Annotated in this window: 17 protein-coding genes and 4 tRNA genes; 17 read left to right on the plus strand and 4 right to left on the minus strand. The window is 37.9% G+C overall.

What is annotated here, in order from left to right:
- Positions 1–199: 199 nt before the first annotated feature.
- Complete coding sequence (locus tag H4J46_RS04300) at positions 200–478, minus strand: hypothetical protein (RefSeq protein WP_182184995.1); 279 nt, start codon at positions 476–478, stop codon at positions 200–202.
- A gap of 467 nt (positions 479–945) precedes the next feature.
- Between H4J46_RS04300 and H4J46_RS04305 the strand changes: the two genes are divergently transcribed.
- The 7 genes from H4J46_RS04305 (at position 946) to H4J46_RS04335 (ending at position 7,755) form a co-directional block, all read left to right on the plus strand.
- Entirely contained in the window at positions 946–1,206 is a 261-nt protein-coding gene (locus tag H4J46_RS04305; protein WP_182232301.1) for a DnaJ domain-containing protein, read from the plus strand.
- Positions 1,207–1,251: 45 nt separating this feature from the next.
- Positions 1,252–1,713 carry a hypothetical protein gene (locus H4J46_RS04310; protein ID WP_182232302.1) on the plus strand — a complete coding sequence of 154 codons (462 nt, stop codon included), beginning with the start codon at positions 1,252–1,254 and terminating at the stop codon, positions 1,711–1,713.
- Positions 1,714–1,797: 84 nt separating this feature from the next.
- Entirely contained in the window at positions 1,798–2,451 is a 654-nt protein-coding gene (locus tag H4J46_RS04315; protein WP_259365674.1) for a hypothetical protein, read from the plus strand.
- 302 nt (positions 2,452–2,753) lie between these two features.
- Positions 2,754–3,674 (plus strand): DUF6178 family protein, encoded by a 921-nt coding sequence (locus H4J46_RS04320; protein ID WP_182232304.1) that lies wholly within the window; start codon positions 2,754–2,756, stop codon positions 3,672–3,674.
- An 86-nt stretch (positions 3,675–3,760) separates the two neighbouring features.
- Positions 3,761–4,558 (plus strand): alpha/beta fold hydrolase, encoded by a 798-nt coding sequence (locus H4J46_RS04325; RefSeq protein WP_182232305.1) that lies wholly within the window; start codon positions 3,761–3,763, stop codon positions 4,556–4,558.
- Positions 4,559–4,830: 272 nt separating this feature from the next.
- Positions 4,831–5,604, plus strand: coding sequence for a tRNA isopentenyl-2-thiomethyl-A-37 hydroxylase MiaE (locus H4J46_RS04330; RefSeq protein ID WP_182232306.1), 774 nt, complete (start codon positions 4,831–4,833; stop codon positions 5,602–5,604).
- Positions 5,605–5,874: 270 nt separating this feature from the next.
- Positions 5,875–7,755: a DUF885 family protein gene (locus H4J46_RS04335; RefSeq protein ID WP_182232307.1), complete on the plus strand. Its 1,881-nt coding sequence runs from the start codon at positions 5,875–5,877 to the stop codon at positions 7,753–7,755.
- Positions 7,756–8,069: 314 nt separating this feature from the next.
- Here the strand turns inward: H4J46_RS04335 and H4J46_RS04340 are convergent, their stop codons facing one another.
- Together H4J46_RS04340 and H4J46_RS04345 are read right to left on the minus strand one after the other, a co-directional pair.
- The gene (locus H4J46_RS04340) at positions 8,070–8,840 is read right to left on the minus strand and encodes a UDP-2,3-diacylglucosamine diphosphatase (RefSeq protein ID WP_182232308.1); all 771 of its coding nucleotides are present in this window, start codon (positions 8,838–8,840) and stop codon (positions 8,070–8,072) included.
- A gap of 202 nt (positions 8,841–9,042) precedes the next feature.
- Complete coding sequence (locus H4J46_RS04345; protein ID WP_182232309.1) at positions 9,043–9,534, minus strand: peptidylprolyl isomerase; 492 nt, start codon at positions 9,532–9,534, stop codon at positions 9,043–9,045.
- Between the two features lie 223 nt (positions 9,535–9,757).
- Here H4J46_RS04345 and cysS point away from each other — a divergent pair, with 223 nt between their 5' ends.
- The gene (gene cysS, locus H4J46_RS04350; protein WP_182232310.1) at positions 9,758–11,140 is read left to right on the plus strand and encodes a cysteine--tRNA ligase; all 1,383 of its coding nucleotides are present in this window, start codon (positions 9,758–9,760) and stop codon (positions 11,138–11,140) included.
- A 169-nt stretch (positions 11,141–11,309) separates the two neighbouring features.
- Here cysS and folD read toward each other — a convergent pair whose 3' ends face one another.
- Positions 11,310–12,167 carry a bifunctional methylenetetrahydrofolate dehydrogenase/methenyltetrahydrofolate cyclohydrolase FolD gene (gene folD, locus H4J46_RS04355; RefSeq protein ID WP_182232311.1) on the minus strand — a complete coding sequence of 286 codons (858 nt, stop codon included), beginning with the start codon at positions 12,165–12,167 and terminating at the stop codon, positions 11,310–11,312.
- Between the two features lie 267 nt (positions 12,168–12,434).
- On the opposite strand from folD, the gene H4J46_RS04360 reads away from it, so the two are divergent.
- The 9 genes from H4J46_RS04360 (at position 12,435) to hupB (ending at position 19,720) form a co-directional block, all read left to right on the plus strand.
- A tRNA-Pro gene (locus H4J46_RS04360) sits at positions 12,435–12,511 on the plus strand.
- A gap of 87 nt (positions 12,512–12,598) precedes the next feature.
- Positions 12,599–12,675, plus strand: a tRNA-Arg gene (locus tag H4J46_RS04365).
- A 7-nt stretch (positions 12,676–12,682) separates the two neighbouring features.
- A tRNA-His gene (locus H4J46_RS04370) sits at positions 12,683–12,758 on the plus strand.
- A gap of 30 nt (positions 12,759–12,788) precedes the next feature.
- Positions 12,789–12,865, plus strand: a tRNA-Pro gene (locus H4J46_RS04375).
- Positions 12,866–13,252: 387 nt separating this feature from the next.
- Positions 13,253–14,560 (plus strand): trigger factor, encoded by a 1,308-nt coding sequence (tig, locus tag H4J46_RS04380; RefSeq protein WP_182232312.1) that lies wholly within the window; start codon positions 13,253–13,255, stop codon positions 14,558–14,560.
- Positions 14,561–14,686: 126 nt separating this feature from the next.
- The gene (gene clpP / locus H4J46_RS04385) at positions 14,687–15,286 is read left to right on the plus strand and encodes an ATP-dependent Clp endopeptidase proteolytic subunit ClpP (RefSeq protein WP_182232511.1); all 600 of its coding nucleotides are present in this window, start codon (positions 14,687–14,689) and stop codon (positions 15,284–15,286) included.
- Between the two features lie 93 nt (positions 15,287–15,379).
- The gene (gene clpX / locus H4J46_RS04390; RefSeq protein ID WP_182232313.1) at positions 15,380–16,657 is read left to right on the plus strand and encodes an ATP-dependent protease ATP-binding subunit ClpX; all 1,278 of its coding nucleotides are present in this window, start codon (positions 15,380–15,382) and stop codon (positions 16,655–16,657) included.
- Positions 16,658–16,809: 152 nt separating this feature from the next.
- On the plus strand, positions 16,810–19,173 hold the full coding sequence (gene lon, locus H4J46_RS04395; RefSeq protein WP_182232314.1) for an endopeptidase La: 2,364 nt from the start codon (positions 16,810–16,812) through the stop codon (positions 19,171–19,173).
- Between the two features lie 271 nt (positions 19,174–19,444).
- Entirely contained in the window at positions 19,445–19,720 is a 276-nt protein-coding gene (hupB, locus tag H4J46_RS04400) for a nucleoid-associated protein HU-beta (RefSeq protein ID WP_146880417.1), read from the plus strand.
- The last annotated feature ends 59 nt before the right edge of the window (positions 19,721–19,779 follow it).

Below are 19,779 nucleotides of genomic sequence, written 5' to 3' on the forward strand. Positions count from 1 at the left end.
TCTCTCTGTACCCCAAAATATTGCAGATATAAATAAAAATCTGCGACCTGACTTTAAATCAACGTTATTTTTTTTATTGTTGATATGCTATTTATGTAAGATGAAGAGGGATTCGTCAAGGCTTGTTTGATATTTAGACGTAAATATATTTTTTTAGCCATCTATCAGTCTGCTAATTTGGCTTTTAGACAGAAAATGATTAGCAGACTTTAATGCGCACAATCTTCATGACTTCAAGTTCAAAACCTGCAACCGTTTCTTTAGTTGCATAATAGGTAATATTGACTTGTTGGTTATGTAACGACTTATAAAGTTTTTTTCTACGATACTTAAAAGGTACATCAATACCCTTTAACATGATGGTATTTAGGTACCAATGGTCAACTTCACGCTGCACATGTGAGAGCACAGTTTTTTGCTCACTATGAGTAAGTGCTTGGTGTTTCTTTGTTAGTGACTCAGCGTCAGTTTTTTTCATTAGGGTATTCACTATATTTTTATTAAAAATAAGTTCGTCAAGTTAACTTGTTAAGGAAATATTATAACAAATAGTGCTGCTTTATTTTAGTTAATTGCTGACTTTTAACGCTATCTTTGCATACTTGTTAGTATAAATTAATTATTATTTAGTTATTGAAACGTCCATAATTTATTAATGACAAAGCAAAGTTACTCCTTATTGCCATAGCAGATAGGTAAGTTATTGCGAAAATCGCTTATCAAGATAGCTGGGTGTTGAAATATAATCTGTGCTGAGTAGCAGGTTAATAAAAACGATTAAACTGCAAAGAAATAATCAGTTAAAATAAATAGTGATTAATATCTGACTATCAAACAATAAATAAGCAAACATAATGGTGTTAATAATATAACTGTCAAGGTAAAATTAGCGCTATTGTGGTAACCGTTATTTTATGTGGTCTAGTAAAAGGTAATTGAAGGTTTATGGATTATTTTGAACAGTTAGGTGTTAGTAGAGTATCGACCACCTTAGAGATTAAAAAAGCTTATCGAAAACTCGCTAATAAATATCATCCAGACAGAAATGATAGTGTTGAAGCTAAAGATAAATTTCAATTAATTCAGCAGGCTTATGATGTTATTGCGGATCCAAAAAAACGCTCTTTATATTTAAAAAATAACTATACCGTTATCACTGACCCTAGAGAAATTGCTGACTCCTTTTGGCAAAGCGCTTTAAGTTAGGTAGTTATTAAGCTTTACATGAGTTTCTCCATTAGGAAATAAAGAATGCCATTAGAAACCAATATTCCTGATTATTTAACCGATGATTTTTCTCTGTATTTAGAGAATGTCACCTCGTTAGCTGATCCTGAAAATCCTGACTTATTATCAAACTATGTTGCGACGCTATTTGAACAATTAAAGCAAATGCCATTATTATTTACTGGCATGGTTGATCAATTAGCGATGGCGATATCCACTAAAATTAAAATTGACAGTAAAAGCCTAGAAAAAATATGTTTTACCCCTGAGCCTTCATGGGATGAAGTAAAACCATTTGTTGGGGTTCATACAGATGCTCGAACTTGTATTACTGAGATAATGACGCATGCCGAACAAGAGCTAAAAATTGCTGTTTTATTGATTCATTTTTATAACCGCTATGATGCGACACCTTTAAGAACGCAAGTAGATGAAGACGATCAAGTCACAGATGATGAATATAATGACTATGATGAGAACTACTAAGGCGATAAAAAATAGATTTTATAAAATTTGCATTGAAAAAAATAAAAGTTTTATTCAATACTCAATAAATATAAGTTTTAAGGAATGACCTTGACAAAAAATGCATTAATTCTTGCTAGCGACATTATTGAACAGGCACAACTGAGTGGTCGACGTGCCGGCACCTCATTAGAAGCGATTGCCTCCGAACAAGGAGATGAAAAAATGCTTGCGGTACTAACAGAGATGGATATTTTAACCGTAGCTAAAATTGTGCGAGAGCATGATGCCACCATACCTTCCATCGCCACCTGGTTAATGGATGCAGATTCAATTAAACAACTATTAAACGTGGAACCATCATACTGGCAAAATATCGATGAAGACCATGTGTTTTGTGCGCAAACAGAAGCACACAGCTTATTAACACAAATATTTCTCTCCTCTGATGATGAAGAAAAACAATTAGAAGTATTAAAAGCTATTGTGGAAGACGATTTTGGTCTTTTATATTTATCGTTACCTTTTATCGGTCACGATTTTTCTGAGTTAGAAGAAGATGAAGAACAAACATCAGGCAGCCTTGAAGAACTGTTAATGAAAATAAAAACATTAAGCGCAGAAGCTTATTGTGAAGTGATGACAGTTAGCAGCAATGGTACACTTGAGAATATTGAAAATTCACTAAAACAAAATGCCAATAAACATCGTGTTACAGCTATTGAAATGGACACCGACGATATGTTCGCGCCACTGTAATGTATAAATATTGTATTTAGAGCCTGTTGAATATCGCACTTTAGCTTTGGACAACAAAAACCCATCAATTAAAAATATTGTTGTGTTGCTCTAATAAACAATGAAAAATTTGAGCTTAAGCTTTTGAAGCTATCTGCAAACGGTCAAGGTTATTTACTTAGCTTACGCTGTTTGTCGTTTATTTAGCATAATGAAGAGATATTCTTTATTGCTTGGCATAAAACAAGCGCCAGCAGAGATAAAGATAAAAGCTTAAGCCAAGCTCACCAATATCAAACGCTTTAATTGATTGGGATCCATCAATGACCATTGCAAAGTTAAGAAATCATCCTTTTTTACTTTTAGTATTAAAAGATGGTGAAAATGACGGCTATTTCACCGCTGAATTTATGCGTAAAACCAAACAACAATTAATTGATATGTCGTTGAGGATAGCCTCTGATAATCTTTCAATAATTTATGCCGATCAAATAAAAAAAGGCTGTGAAATTGTATTAGGCATGAGTAACTTAGGTTTATTAGAACTTTGTGATAACGATACTGAGCAAGCAAAGGCGATACTAAAAACCCATGGTGTAGTTTACTGCTTTAGGGCCGGCTGGGCAAAGTATGCTCAGTTAAAAACCATATCAGCATCATACTTCGACAGTATTGCTATTTTTTCCTATGCCTTGGCGATTAATGATACCTCAGATATTCGCCTTATGCATGCCGCGTTAGTGAATGAAGGCTACCAAAGCGCTAAGCTTTTACAAGTCTATAAAACCATTGCTGCGAGCTATTGCGCTAGTACTATACTCATTGATAGTGATGAAGAGGTATTGAAATTTGAATTACAACGATTTCTTAACAGCGCTATTGCATTGTTACTGATTGATTCTGAGAAAAAGACCTTTACCCATAGCTTATATCAACAATTAACGACTTACCTTTTGAGTACAGAAAAAGAGCTAGTGTTGATTAAAATAGAGCGTTGTATTATTAGCTTTACTGAAAAATTATCACGATTAACCAAAGCTGATCTTCAAGCGATAGCCTTATTGGATTTTAATGAACTCAAAGGTATTATTCACCAGCAAGAAAATATCGCTATTTATATTCAAGAAATATTAGAGCTACCTATCACAGTTGCTAATGAGTTAAATGATGACTTTGATGGCGGTTACGACTTTCATGCTGATGATGAGGACGATATTGCTTACTTAAGACCAGATGCCTCATAACATCAGCAGGTATTTGAGCGATTTATCTTTAAATTAGTTATACTCGTCGATATTGAATTTGTATATATAACAGGTCACTTATAGTAATGATAAAACCAATTCTGTTTCATACTATTTACCCACATAAAACAAGTAAAGAATGGGTGGTTTTTGTCCATGGAGCTGGTGGTAGCTCTGCGGTATGGTTTCGTCAGATCAGAGCGTTCCAACAACAGCATAATGTGCTCTTGTTGGATCTTAGAGGCCATGGAAAATCAAATCAGTTAGTAAAAAGCTTTGTCGGCAGTCATTATTCTTTTAATAAAGTCTCCGAAGATATTATTGATGTCTTAGACCATAATAAGATTGCTTGTGCACATTTTGTTGGCATTTCGTTAGGCACTATTATCATTCGTAACATAGCTGAAATTGCACCTACGTATGTATCAAGTATGGTTTTAGGTGGTGCTATTACACGTTTTAATGTGCGCAGTAATATTTTAGTTTATTTAGGCAATACCTTTAAACATTGTTTACCCTATATGTGGTTGTACCGTTTATTTGCTTTTATTATGATGCCGAAAAAACGCCATAAAGAATCTCGTCATTTATTTGTTCGCGAAGCTAAACGTTTGTGCCAGAAAGAATTTATTCGTTGGTTTAAATTAGCTATGGATGTTAACCCTTTAATGCGCTACTTCAAAGAGAAGGAAATCGACATACCTATTCTTTATATTATGGGTAAGGAAGACCATATGTTTCTAGAGCCGGTCAAAGAAATGGTTAAGCGACACAAAAATAGTTTATTACATACCATTCATCAATGTGGTCATGTCTGTAATGTTGAGAGCCCAGATGTTTTTAATAAACACTCTTTAGCCTTTATAGCGCAGCAAAATAGCTAAACGGATTTATTGGTATGAAACTACTCTATCAAAGGTAACACTAATAACGCGTAAGCAGAGTTGTTGAAACAAGTTTAATCAGCATGTTTTAGTTACTTTAGACATCTATCTACGCTAGAAGTATGCACATAACATATCTTAATAGCGGCGAATTAGTCCTTGTTTGGTTTGTTACATAGAGAAAAATTGCCCCATGATTTACCAATATTCCCACTCATAAATTCATGATAAAATAGCCATGATTTCTAAGCCTATAGCGAGATACCTTACCTGTGACCACAGAAAACCTCTTAGCCCCAATCAAGTCATTCTTAACATGTGAAACACCACAAGCATGGCTTGATGAAGCAGCAAAAAAAGAAAACTTGTCGATTCTTTTAATTGATCACTTAATTTGCGAGCTTAAAGCCGCACAATCTGCGATGTTTTTCATTCGAAAATATGTGGTTGATAAAGCCAGTGGTGATGCACTATTAGCTTGGTTACAACCTTTTGAAACCCTGATATACAAGCGAGAAGGTGATTGGCGTTCATTAGCAACTAAAAATAAACTGACAAAGTCAGTGATCCCAAAAGCAAATTCTCCTTATGGGCAAAGTTTGATTGATAAAATGGTCTTGTTAATAAAAGAAGAGCTGCATCACTTTTATCAGGTCTTAGAAATTATGGATGAATATGGTGTTGAATATCGTAGTATTACCCCATGTCGCTATGCTAAAGGCATGTTAAAGCACGTTAAAACCTTCGAACCTGATGCACTTATCGACAAATTAATTGTTGGTGCTTATATTGAAGCAAGATCTTGTGAACGTTTTGCTATGTTGGCGCCATTGGTTGATAAACGCTTGGGTGACTTTTATATCTCTTTACTTCGTTCTGAAGCGCGACATTATCAAGACTACCTAACACTGGCAAAAGAAATTTCAGGTCCAGAACAAAGTGACAAAGTTGATAGTCGTATTGCTTACTTTGCTGAGGTAGAAAGCCAATTAATCATCAGCCCAGATAATGATTTTAAATTTCATAGCGGTGCACCATCATTTTAGCGGCGAAAACCACCTTAGCTGTTAACTTGCTCACTAATGACTAAAGGCAACCGTTACTACCCCCTCCCTCTCTATATTACATTGAATAATTAAAACCCTATTACCGACTTATATATTTTCGGTTCTAGGGTTTATACCTAGCCAATGGTGAATAATGTCGGATAAAATTTTTAATTTTTATCATAACTCGCTAGACTGCTAACAGGCGTTTTAATGCGCTGCCTATGAATATGATATTTATATAAAATACAATAATAAGGAAAATAATTGATGCGCACTATAATTGCATTAGTTGCAGCTGTGGCCTGTTTATCTGCCTGCCAACCTAATAGTTCAACACAAAATTCCATTCAAGCACTGACCGAAGTGTCGGTAATTCAACAGGTTGAAAAAAATAAACTTAGCGAGTCGCAACGATTAAATGAATGGTTTGCGGTTAAGTATGAAGAGCAGCTGCAAAGCAACCCCATAATGTTGACGTTTTTAGGGCGGAAAGAGCAGTACGATCAAATCAATGATATGACGGAAGCTTTTGAGCAAAAGCAATTGGCATGGCAAGCGGCAACGGTTGCTGAGTTAAGCGCGAATTTTGATTACAACAAACTAACCGCCGAGGCTAAAATCTCATACGATATTTGGCTTTATCAATATGAACAAGCTAAAGCCAGCCAAAAGTTTAACAATAATAATTATATCTTTACTCAATTCAATGGCATTCAAGCCTTTGCCGCGCAGTTTTTAATTAACTTTCATCGTGTTGATGAGTTAAGCGATATGCAGGCATATATCAAACGTATTGGCGGTATTAGTATAGCAATTAGTCAATTATTGCTGCGAGCAAAAGAAAATGCTGCGTTAGGTACACGGCCACCAAAATTTGCTTACGAAGGCGTTATTGAACAGGCCGGTAATTTGATTACGGGTCGTCCATTTTCAAATGAAAAAAGCGCAAGTGATTCGCCACTTTGGCTAGATGCTCAGCAAAAAATTAAAACGCTAGTTGACGCTAAAAAAATTACGGCAGTACAAGCAAAAACTTTAGAGTCAGACGCTAAAAAACAACTGCTTGAAGCTTTTTTACCAAGTTACCAAGCGTTAATTGCTTGGTTTGAAAGTGATATAGTCAACACAGTGAGTAACGCAACAGGCGTTTCATCACAAAAAAATGGTCAAGCATTTTATAATTATATGATCGGCGCTTCAACAACCACTGAATTATCTGCAGATGAAATTTATGATATTGGTGTTAAAGAAGTCGCGCGTATCACCGATGAGATGATCGCGATTAAAGACCGTGTTGGTTTTGAAGGCGACTTACCCGCGTTTTTTAATTTTATCAAAACGGATGAACAATTTTTTTATCCGAATACTGACGAAGGGCGGCAGGGTTATATTAGTGATACTGAAGCTTACTTAGGCTTTATTAATGAGCAACTACCACAATACTTTGGCTTGTTGCCAAAGGCTGATTTAGTGGTTAAGCGTGTAGAAGCCTTTAGAGAACAAGATGGTGCAGCTCAACATTACAACCCAGGTACGCCAGACGGTAGTCGTTCAGGGGTTTATTATGCACATTTATCTGATATGTCAGCCATGCCAAAAAATGAAATGGAAGGCGTGGCTTACCATGAAGGTAATCCGGGCCATCATATGCAAATTTCCATCGCACAAGAGCTAACATCAGTGCCACAGTTTCGTCGGCAAGCTAACTTTACTGCCTATAGCGAAGGTTGGGGTTTATATGCTGAATTGCTAGCGAAAGAGATGGGCGCTTATCAAGATGACTTTTCTGATTTTGGTCGACTAGTGAATGAAATGTGGCGCGCAGTCCGTTTGGTGGTTGATACGGGTTTACATGCAAAAGGCTGGACTGAAGCGCAAGCTATTGCTTACTTTAAAGAAAAAACACCTATTGCTGAAGAAGCTATTGTTTCTGAAGTGCGTCGATATTTAGTACTGCCAGGTCAAGCAACCGCCTATAAAATTGGCATGCTGGAGATATTAGCATTACGTGAAAATGCTCAGCTAACACTCGGCGATCGTTTTGACATGCGAAGTTTCCACGATACCGTGCTTGGTGGCGGTGCTATGCCATTAGCGATACTAGAGCGAAGAGTGAATGACTGGGTAAGTAGCCAACTGCCTAAGTAGTGAGCAATCCTAGGCAGTTATTAGCTCTATCAATGAAAGTGCTGAATGAAAGTTCAGGCACTTTTTTATATTCAAGATGAATGCTATGCCAGGATCACATGGCCGCGCTTAGCCATTTAAGTTATTGTGGCTGCATTACGCTAATAACTTACAACTATGTAAGATCATGATGCCACTACATTAATACGTCCATGAGCATCGATGATGAACAGTAGCGACATTTAGGGTAATTAATAGAGTTAGCCGGGAGGGTTTTACTTAAATCACATTTTATCACCACTAGTATGCTGATAAAATGTGCTCAGAAAAAACTGTTATGACTTGTTGACTTCAAATGGGCTGTCCATTAATTCCATGGTATCAGGCGTGACTTTCAGCCAAGCACCTTGCTCGTACCAATCGCCCAGTACAATTCGCTTTGCTGCTTTTTTGTTGGCTTTTACTTCATGTATCGCAGGTCTGTGCGTATGGCCATGGATCAAAATCTGACTTTGGTATTGCTCTAAACACTGAACAACTTCGCTGGGCGTAACATCCATAATTTCTTGTGATTTCATCGCTGTGGCTGTCGCACTTTGGTCACGATAATTATTAGCAATTTTTCGTCGAACAAATAAAGGTAAGCTTTTTATCATCGCTTGCCACCACCAACTACGTGACTTTTTACGAAAAGCCTGGTAGCTAACATCGCGAGTACAAAGGGTATCACCATGCATAATAATCACCGGCTTACCATATAAGTCTATTAAGGTGACCTCGGGTAATAGTTGCATACCTGATTGCTTAGCAAAGCGTTTACCTAATAAAAAATCACGATTACCATGAATAAAATAAATCTTACAACCAAGTGCTGACAGTGCTTTTATCGCTTGAGATATGTCTAGAATAAAGTGGCTATCGTCATCGTCGCCAATCCAGTATTCGAATAAATCACCTAAAATATATAATACTTGTGCATTAGGTGCTTCGTTTTTCAAAAAAGCTAAAAAACAGGCCGTTATATCGGGCCTGTTTTGTGCGAGATGTAAATCAGCAATAAAATAAGTTAAAGCTGATTTATTGTTCAAGTGAGAAATTTCGCTCATGGCGTTAACGTGCGTATTTATATCCGTTCCACTTCAAGGTGCAGTTTTAGAGTTTAGCTCCCTAAGGGCAAGCCGGTAAAGGGTCATCTTCGGCGTTATGGATTCGGACAATAGAATAATTATTCTCTTCAATCCATGCTTGGTAGCTAAACCATTCTCAATTTGCTGAAATCTGCATCTTAAAGTAAAGCGGGTATAAGTATTACGCTACGATAGTTTCTTCAATTAGTATTTCTTCTTTTGGCACATCGTCATGATAGCCAGAACGACCGGTATCAACTAGAGTCATTTTGTCAACAATGTCCATACCTTCAACCACTTTAGCAAATACACAGTAACCCCAGCCTTGGACATCTTCACTTTTGAAGTTAAGGAAGTCGTTATCAGCTAAGTTAATAAAAAATTGTGCTGATGCTGAATGTGGGTCTTGGGTACGCGCCATAGCTAAAGTACCACGGGTATTGCTTAAACCATTATTTGCTTCGTTTTGAATTGATTCACGGCTGTCTTTCTCGTCCATACCTGATGCAAAACCACCGCCTTGCGCCATAAAACCTTTAATAACACGGTGAAAAACTGTGCCATTATAAAAACCGTCTTCAGCGTATTGTTGAAAGTTTTTAGCGGTAACAGGTGCGTTATCAAAATCTAATTCAATTTTAATTTCGCCTAAGCTTGTTTTAAATGTGATCATTTTTTTACTCATAAATCTAAAGGAAATTTAACTGGCTAAATTGTAACTCAATAAAAGAAACATTTCTTGGCAAAATTTCATAGTAAATTTATCAGAAAATTTCTCTGCAAATGAGCCAAGTTAATGATTCATAGCAATACTTGGGGTACAATTGCGATAATTCCCGTTGTGGGAATAAGTGAATTTAATCAAGTATTGATATTACATAGGAAAAAGCGCCATTATGTTGCAGATTTATAATACCTTAAGCAGGAAAAAAGAAGTTTTTAAGCCGATCACTTCCAACAAGGTAGGTTTATATGTTTGCGGTATTACTATTTATGATCGATGTCATATCGGTCACGCCAGAACCTACGTCGCCTTTGATATTATTGCCCGTTACTTAAAATATTTAGACTATGACTTAACACATGTGCGTAATATTACTGACGTTGACGATAAAATTATCAAACGTGCTAATGAAAATGGTGAAAGCTGTGAAGCCTTAACCTTACGTATGACCGATAAAATGTACCAAGACTTTGATGATCTTAATATTATGCGCCCAGATATTGCCCCAACGGTTACGGGTCATATGGTTGAGATTATTGCTTTGGTTGAACGTCTTATCGAGCGAAAAAATGCTTATGTTGCCAGTAATGGTGATGTTATGTTTGAGGTCAGTACCTATAAAAATTATGGCAAATTGAGTTTGCAAAATTTAGATATGCTGCAAGCGGGTTCTCGTGTCGACATTGACGAAGCAAAGCGTAGTCCATTAGATTTTGTGCTGTGGAAAATGGCTAAACCCGATGAGCCAAGCTGGGAGTCACCTTGGGGTCAAGGTCGCCCAGGTTGGCATATTGAATGTTCCGCTATGAATCTCAAGCATTTAGGTGAACATTTTGATATTCATGGCGGAGGCTCAGATTTACAATTTCCACACCATGAAAACGAAATAGCTCAATCTTGTTGTGCTCATGATACACCGTATGTTAATTACTGGATGCATGGCGGTATGGTGCAAATAAACAAAGAAAAGATGTCTAAATCTTTAAATAACTTTTTTACTTTGCGCAGCGTTCTTGATGCCTATGATGCAGAAAGTGTACGTTTCTTTTTAACCTCGAGTCATTACCGTAGCCAGTTAAATTATTCACAGGATAACTTAACGCAGGCGCGTGCAAGTTTAGAGCGTATTTATACGGCGTTGCGTGACGTCACGCCCATTAAGGTCGAGTTAAAAGGCAACGCATATGTTCAGCGTTTTGAAAAAGCGATGAATGATGACTTCAATTGTCCTGAAGCAATGCCAGTTTTATTTGAATTAGCGAAAGAAATCAATCGCATCAAAGCAAAAGATATTGAAACCGCCTCTAAGCTGGCCTTTATTTTAGTTTCATTAGGTGCTGTATTAGGAGTTGCGCAAAATTCACCAGAAGATTTTTTACAAGGTGGGAATGGCGATAGCGATGAAGTGGCAGAAATTGAAGCTTTGATTAAACAACGCAATGACGCGCGTGCCAATAAAAATTGGGCAATGGCCGATGACGCACGCGATAAGCTAGCGGCATTGAATATTATTCTAGAAGATAGTGCGGGCGGTACAACGTGGCGTAAAGGCTAGAGTTACCTTATATACAAGCGTGTTATAAAGATAAAAGCCTGCAATAGCAGGCTTTTATGTACATGATGTACCGAGTTTTTTGTTCTAGACAAAACTCAATACCTGCGTTTATGCCGGCAGTGTCATCATCGCATTAATGCACAAGCGCTTACATTGACAAATAATCAGACTATTTACTATGAAACTCTTCGCAAGCAATAAGGGTGTTTTCTATTAAGCTAGCAACCGTCATTGGGCCAACACCGCCTGGTACCGGTGTAATATAACCCGCATTTTCTTTTGCTTTAGCAAAGCCAACATCACCCACTAGCTTGCCGCTCTCTAAACGGTTAATACCTACATCAATAACAATAGCGCCTGCTTTTATCCATTCACCAGGAATAAATTCAGCTTTACCAACAGCTACCACCAATAAATCAGCATTTCTTACTTTTGTTTCTAGGTCTTTGGTAAATCTATGGGTAGTGGTAACCGTACAACCGGCGAGTAATAACTCCAGTGTCATAGGGCGTCCAACAATGTTTGATGCACCTACCACAACAGCCTCTAAGCCATGAGGTTCTACGCCGGTTGAGGCGATTAATTTTATAATACCTTTTGGCGTACAGGGACGAAGTCCAGGCTGGCGTAAAGCTAATTTACCCACATTGTTTGGATGAAAGCCATCAACATCTTTTAATGGGTTAATATGCTCAATAATTAAATTGGCATCTAAGCCTGCAGGTAAGGGCAGTTGAACAAGAATACCGTCTATTGCATTATCGTTATTTAACTCATCAATTAAATTGAACAGCTGCTCTTGAGATGTTGTTAAAGGTAAGTCATAAGAACGTGATACAAAGCCAACTTCTTCACAGGCTTTTCTTTTACTACCAACATAAACTTGAGAGGCGGGATCTGAACCGACCAAAATCACGGCTAATCCGGGAACACGCAGACCATTTTTTATGCGTTGTTGTACTTTATCTTTAACAGAAAGGCGTAGTTGTTGGGCGATCAACTTACCGTTAATAAGAGCTGCAGTCATAATTCTTCACAAAAGGCTAAAAAACGTGGTTATTTTCGCATAATAGAAAAGCTATTTGTAGAAAATAAATGCATAGTGTGTCGAAATAATTATTTATTGATAAATAATAGTGATATTTTTATTTTATCAGCCAATATCAGCGGTATTTTAATCAAGATGCTGTAAAATTGAGCGAACAAACATTTATTTAAAAAAAGTGTTTGACGGACAACGGGCAACTAGGTAATATCCGCATCCGTTGAGAGAGCAAGCTTTTTTAACGTACGTCGGTGATTAGCGCAGCTTGGTAGCGCACTTGGTTTGGGTCCAAGGGGTCGCAAGTTCGAATCTTGCATCACCGACCATTTTTTTATTTTCAATGTTTCAATTTTAAAATAAAAAAAGACAAGCTTCATACCTAGTGAAACTTGTTTAGCATCTGTAGGCAATGTGCGCCCTTAGCTCAGCTGGATAGAGCAACGCCCTTCTAAGGCGTGGGTCGTAGGTTCAAATCCTACAGGGCGCGCCATACAGTGGTGGCTATAGCTCAGTTGGTAGAGCCCCGGATTGTGATTCCGGTTGTCGAGGGTTCAAGTCCCTTTAGCCACCCCATTTTTATGCATGGTTTAGTAAAAAGTATATCGGTGATTAGCGCAGCTTGGTAGCGCACTTGGTTTGGGTCCAAGGGGTCGCAAGTTCGAATCTTGCATCACCGACCACTTCTTATATTTAAGTATTTAACTACTTACGTGGTTTAAAAATAAGTACTGTTTTAGGTTCCACTAAATTCAGTTGAAAATTCAAATCTTGCATTAAAAAATCCCTTGAAATTCTTCAGTTAAATCTCCCCAAATAGCAATTTTACTTTCTATTATTACTAAATAGCATTAAATTTTTAATTTATTTGCGTTCTATGCTCGACTCTTGTTTAAAGCACCGCTATAATTTCGCGTCATTATTTTAATCTGAACATCTTTATTCGGATTTTCCGGGTTCTGCTAGTAATACTGGCAGGCTGCATACATTACTTTATTATAAAGTTTTGTTGACTATATTTAGATGCGTTATAGAAAGCGTACAAACGCTAAGTTTTTTGAGGTAATTAAATGCAAGTTTCAGTTGAGACTACACAAGGTTTGGAACGTCGTTTAACGATTTCTGTTCCTGCCGAAACAGTAGATGTTGAAGTTAAAAATCGTCTTCGCCACATCGGTAAGACCCAACGTATCAATGGTTTTCGTCCAGGCAAAGTGCCACCATCGGTTATTCAAAAACGCTATGGTCAATCTGTTCGTCAAGAAGTTGCTGGTGAATTTATGCAACGCAACTTTGTTGATGCGATTGTTGCTGAAAAATTAAACCCAGCAGGTCGTCCAGCATTCGTTGCCAAAAGCAACGAAGATGGTCAACCATTAGAATTTGAAGCAACATTTGAGATCTACCCTGATGTTGTTTTAAAAGATTTAGATAAGATAGCGGTAGAGCGTCCTGCAGTCGACGTTACCGAAGCTGACCTTGATGAAATGTTTGAAACATTACAAAATCAGCATAAAACGTGGAAAGAAAACAAGCGTAAAACGAAGACAGGCGATAAGTTAACTATCGACTTCAATGGCCGCGTTGACGGCGAAGAATTTGAAGGTGGTAAAGCTGAAGGTTTTGAACTTGAATTAGGTTCAGGTCGTATGATCCCTGGTTTCGAAACAGATATCATAGGTATGAAAGCTGGCGATGAAAAAACTATCACAGTATCTTTTCCAGACGATTACCATGCTGAGAAGCTTAAAGGTAAAACTGCTGAGTTTGATATTGTTGTGCATAAAACTGAATCAGCCGTTTTACCAGAAATAGATGATGAGTTTGCAAAACTATTCGGCGTAGAAGCTGGTGGTGTTGCTGCACTTCGTGAAGAAGTTGGCAAAAACATGGCGCGCGAACTTAACCAAGCTGTTAAAGCTAAAGTTAAAGAGCAAGTCATTGAAGGCCTACTTGAAGTTAGCGAATTAGATATTCCAGCGGCACTTATTGCGCAAGAAGTTGATGTATTGCGCAAGCAAGCTATGAAACGTTTTGCGGATCAAATGGACCCTAATAACTTACCAGAGCTTCCAGCTGAAATGTTTGAAGAACAAGCGAAACGCCGTGTTAAAACGGGTTTGCTTTTAGGTGAAGTGATTAAAGTTAACGAATTAAAAGTTGACGAAGCTAAAGTGACTGAATTAATTGCTTCAGCAGCTTCAGCTTATGAAGATCCATCTGAAGTTATTGAGTACTACAAAACTAACAAAGAACTTGCTCAACAAATGCAAAATGTTGCATTAGAAGAGCAAGCCGTAGAGTTGTTACTTGCCAGTGCAAATGTAACAGACAAAAAAGCCAGCTTTAAAGATATCATGAATCCTGAAGGTAAATAGACCTTTTAGATTGACATTCTGCTGAGCAATCGCTTAAATGGCTTGTATGGGGACATATGAGCCATTTTTTTATAAAAGGAAAGTTAGTTGTTTACTTCTCAAAATAATTCTCACGATTTAACGAGTATGACCGAAAGTGCCTTAGTACCTATGGTTGTTGAGCAAACTGCCAAAGGTGAGCGCTCTTACGATATTTACTCAAGACTGTTAAAAGAGCGCGTTATCTTCCTTTGTGGTCAAGTTGAAGACCATATGGCTAATTTGATCGTTGCCCAATTGCTATTTTTAGAGTCAGAAAGTCCAGATAAAGATATTTATTTATATATAAATTCTCCAGGGGGCTCTGTGACTGCCGGCATGGCTATTTACGATACCATGAAGTTTATTAAGCCAAATATTAGCACAGTTTGTATTGGTCAAGCGGCTAGCATGGGCGCGTTTTTGCTGTCTGGTGGAGAAAAAGGTAAACGTTATTGTTTACCTAATGCTCGTGTCATGATCCATCAACCTCTTGGTGGTTTTCAAGGTCAAGCTTCTGATATTCAAATTCATGCAAAAGAAATTTTGTATATCAAAGATAAGCTTAATCGTTTAATGTCAGAGCACACAGGCCAAACCTTAGAGAAAATATCTGACGATACAGACCGTGATAATTTCTTAAGCGCTGAAAGCGCGGTTGAATATGGTTTAGTTGATGCCATACTAGAACAAAGAATGGATAAATAACGTTCTACTTTGTAAGACGCGTTGTTGTCTTCGCGATTTATGAAATACTGAATAGTATTTGTTTGTAAAATTTTAAAATATTAGAGGTACCGTATGACCGATATGAAAACAGGTGACGGTGATGACGGTAAGTTACTGTATTGCTCATTTTGTGGTAAAAGTCAGCATGAAGTGCGTAAGTTAATTGCAGGCCCTTCAGTCTTCGTTTGTGATGAATGTGTTGAGTTATGCAATGACATTATTCGCGAAGAAATTAAAGAAATTGCGCCTAAGCAAGATAAAGAAAGCTTACCAACGCCAATTGAAATTCGTGAAAGCTTAGATGACTATGTTATCGGGCAAGAACACGCTAAAAAAGTGCTTGCTGTTGCGGTTTATAACCATTACAAGCGCTTACGCAATGGTGACTCACATAATGGTGTAGAGCTAAGCAAAAGTAATATTTTGTTAATTGGCCCTACGGGTAGTGGCAAAACATTACTAGCACAAACGTTAGCGCGCTTATTAGATGTGCCATTTACTATGGCTGATGCCACCACACTAACCGAAGCGGGTTATGTGGGCGAAGATGTTGAAAACATCATTCAGAAGCTACTGCAAAAATGTGATTATGACGTTGAAAAAGCACAACGTGGTATTGTTTATATCGATGAAATAGATAAGATTTCACGTAAATCAGACAATCCATCAATCACCCGTGACGTTTCTGGCGAAGGTGTGCAGCAAGCGTTACTTAAACTCATTGAAGGCACTATTGCCTCTGTACCGCCGCAAGGTGGTCGTAAGCATCCACAGCAAGAGTTTTTACAGGTTGACACCTCTAAGATTCTATTTATCTGTGGTGGTGCATTTGCAGGCCTTGATAAGGTTGTTGAACAACGTTGTCAAACCGGTACAGGTATTGGTTTTGGCGCGACAGTTCGTGGCAAAGACGACGAGAAAACCTTAACGCAGCTTTTTCAAGATGTTGAGCCTCAGGATCTGGTTAAATATGGCCTGATCCCTGAATTTATTGGCCGCCTACCTGTCGTTGCAACCTTGACAGAGCTTGACGAAGAGGCACTTATTCAAATCTTACAAGAGCCTAAAAATGCCTTAACTAAGCAATTTTCTGCGCTTTTTGATATGGAGAATGTTGAACTTGAATTTAGAGCCGATGCTTTAACCGCTATTGCCCATAAAGCTATGGTTCGTAAAACCGGCGCTCGTGGCTTACGCTCCATTGTCGAAGGGGTTCTACTCGAAACTATGTATGAATTACCATCGATGGAAAACGCTGTTAAAGTTGTTGTTGATGAAACGGTGATTAGAGGCGAGTCTAAACCTATTATTATTTATGAAACGCAACAAGATAAAGCGTCATCAGAATAATTATTTCGCTAATTTAAGTCTAAAAAGTGATGTTAGCCAGTTTGGTTAACGTCACTTTTTTTTATTCATCTGTTGAAAGTATTTACAAACACCCCATATACAAATACATATCCTTAAAAATCACATCATACTATTCACCGAGAGAGTAACCAATGACTAAAGAGTTATCTGGCGTAGTTGAAATTCCCGTATTAGCCTTACGTGATGTCGTTGTCTATCCACAAATGGTTATCCCATTATTTGTTGGTCGCGAGAAATCTATCCGTTGTCTTGATATTGCCAACGAAAATGATAAGCAAATATTCCTTGTCGCACAAAAAGATGCTGCAGTAGACGACCCGGCACAGAGCGATTTGTACCAAACCGGTACTATAGCCACTATTTTGCAAATGCTTAAATTACCTGATGGTACCGTTAAAGTACTGGTTGAAGGTGTGCGTCGAGCTCAAATTACTGAGTTTGTTGAAACTGATGAATACTTTACCGCCAATGCTACATTTTTAAGTGTTGAAGGTGTTCCTGACGATAGTACTGAAGTGTTAATTCGCTCAGCTATTTCTCAGTTTGAAGGTTATGTTAAATTAAATAAAAAAATACCACCGGAAGTGTTAACTTCGGTTTCAGGTATTGATGATGCCGAGCAGTTAGCCGACACTATGGCAGCTCATATGCCACTTAAATTAGTCGACAAACAAAAGGTACTAGAAATTACCCATGTTTCAGAACGTCTTGAGTTTTTAATGGCGTTAATGGAAGGTGAAATCGACTTATTGCAAGTTGAGAAAAAAATTCGCACGCGCGTTAAAAAACAAATGGAAAAAAGCCAGCGCGAATATTATTTGAATGAGCAGATGAAAGCAATTCAAAAAGAATTAGGTGATGACGAAGAGGGTACGAACGAAGCTGATCAAATAGAAAAGCAGATCGAAGCCGCGCAAATGCCTAAAGAAGCAAAAGAAAAAACCTTAACAGAATTAAAAAAGTTAAAAATGATGTCACCCATGTCAGCTGAAGCCACTGTTGTGCGCAGCTATATCGATTGGATGATTAGTGTGCCATGGAAAAAGCGCAGTAAATTGAAACGTGATCTTAAATTAGCACAAGAAGTGTTAGATAAAGACCATTACGGACTCGATAAAGTTAAAGAACGCATAGTAGAGTACTTGGCCGTTCAACAACGTGTTAGTCATTTAAAAGGGCCTATTTTGTGTCTAGTTGGGCCTCCAGGTGTAGGTAAAACATCGTTAGGACAATCTATTGCTAAATCCACTGGTCGTAAATATGTTCGTATGGCGCTAGGCGGTGTGAGAGATGAAGCTGAAATACGTGGACATAGACGAACCTATATTGGCTCATTACCAGGCAAGCTGATTCAAAAAATAGCTAAAGTTGGCGTGAAAAATCCGTTATTTTTGTTAGATGAAATAGATAAAATGGCTTCTGATATGCGAGGCGATCCTGCCTCGGCATTATTAGAAGTGCTAGATCCAGAGCAAAACAGCAGCTTTAATGATCACTATTTGGAAGTTGATTATGACTTATCTGATGTGATGTTTGTTGCTACGTCCAATAGTATGAATATTCCTGGCCCCTTGCTAGACCGTATGGAAGTTATCCATCTATCGGGTTATACCGAAGATGAAAAGCTCAACATTGCGAAAAATCACTTGCTTGATAAGCAAATAGAACGCAACGGTTTAAAGAGTAAAGAAATTGAAATAGAAGATAGCGCTATCGTCGGTATTATTCGTTATTACACTCGTGAGGCTGGTGTTCGTGGCTTAGAACGTGATATTTCTAAGTTATGTCGTAAAGCGGTTAAATCGATTTTATTGGATAAAAACGTCAAAAAAGTAACGATAAATCAAGCTAATTTATCAGAGTTTCTTGGTGTGCAACGCTTTGATTATGGTAAAGCTGACGATGAAAATCGTGTTGGTTTAGTCACTGGCCTGGCTTGGACCCAAGTCGGTGGCGAGCTACTGACCATTGAAACTGCTTCTGTGCCAGGCAAAGGCAAGTTGAGCTATACTGGTTCGCTTGGTGACGTAATGCAGGAGTCGATACAAGCGGCAATGATGGTAGTACGCAGTCGTACAGAAAAGTTACGGATTAATAATGACTTTCATGAAAAACGCGATATTCATGTGCATGTACCTGAGGGTGCAACCCCAAAAGATGGCCCAAGTGCTGGTGTCGGTATGTGTACGGCATTAGTATCAAGTTTGACCGGTAATCCAGTCAGAGCTGACGTGGCGATGACTGGCGAAATTACTCTACGTGGTGAAGTACTGGCAATTGGTGGCTTAAAAGAGAAATTACTTGCCGCGCATCGTGGTGGTATCAAAACGGTTATTATACCTAAAGATAATGAGCGTGATTTGATAGAAATACCTGATAATGTAAAAGCTGATCTAGCCATTTACCCAGTGAAATGGATAGATGAGGTGTTAAAAATTGCTTTAGTACATCCTGTTGATAAGTGGCAGTTAGACAAGGAAGTGGTTATAAAATAGCTGTTTTTGTTAAAAAACTTAAAAAAACAGCAAAAAAATTGATAAAAACGTAATTAACGCTTTTCAAACGCTGAAACTATGTTAAGTTAATGACGCTAACAAGGCTAGAGCCCCTATTTATAAGGGGTCTAGTAGAGATAAAAATTATTATTAATATTTTTAGTTTTCTTTAACTCAGCGCTTTATGTTCAAAAAAAAGCTTAGGATAAAGTTTTTGCAGGACGTAAACAGAAGATAGCGCTGAATAATAACAATTGAAGGGGAATACACTGTGAACAAATCTCAACTTATCGAGAAAATTGCTGCGGGTGCTGACATTTCTAAAGCTGCGGCTGGTCGTGCATTAGATTCATTTATCGAAGCAGTTACAGAAGAATTAAAGGGTGGCGAGCAAGTGGCACTAGTTGGTTTTGGTACTTTCTCAGTACGTGACCGTGCTGCACGTACAGGTCGTAACCCACAAACTGGTGCGACTATCGAAATCGCAGCAGCTAAAATTCCATCTTTTAAAGCTGGTAAAGCACTTAAAGATGCTTGCAACGCTTAATTAATAGCTTTGCTAAAGATTGAACATTAAGCCGCTTTTATCAGCGGCTTAATTGTTTC

The organism is Colwellia sp. MB02u-6, assembly GCF_014077095.1.
In the GTDB taxonomy this organism is placed as follows: Bacteria; Pseudomonadota; Gammaproteobacteria; order Enterobacterales; family Alteromonadaceae; genus Cognaticolwellia.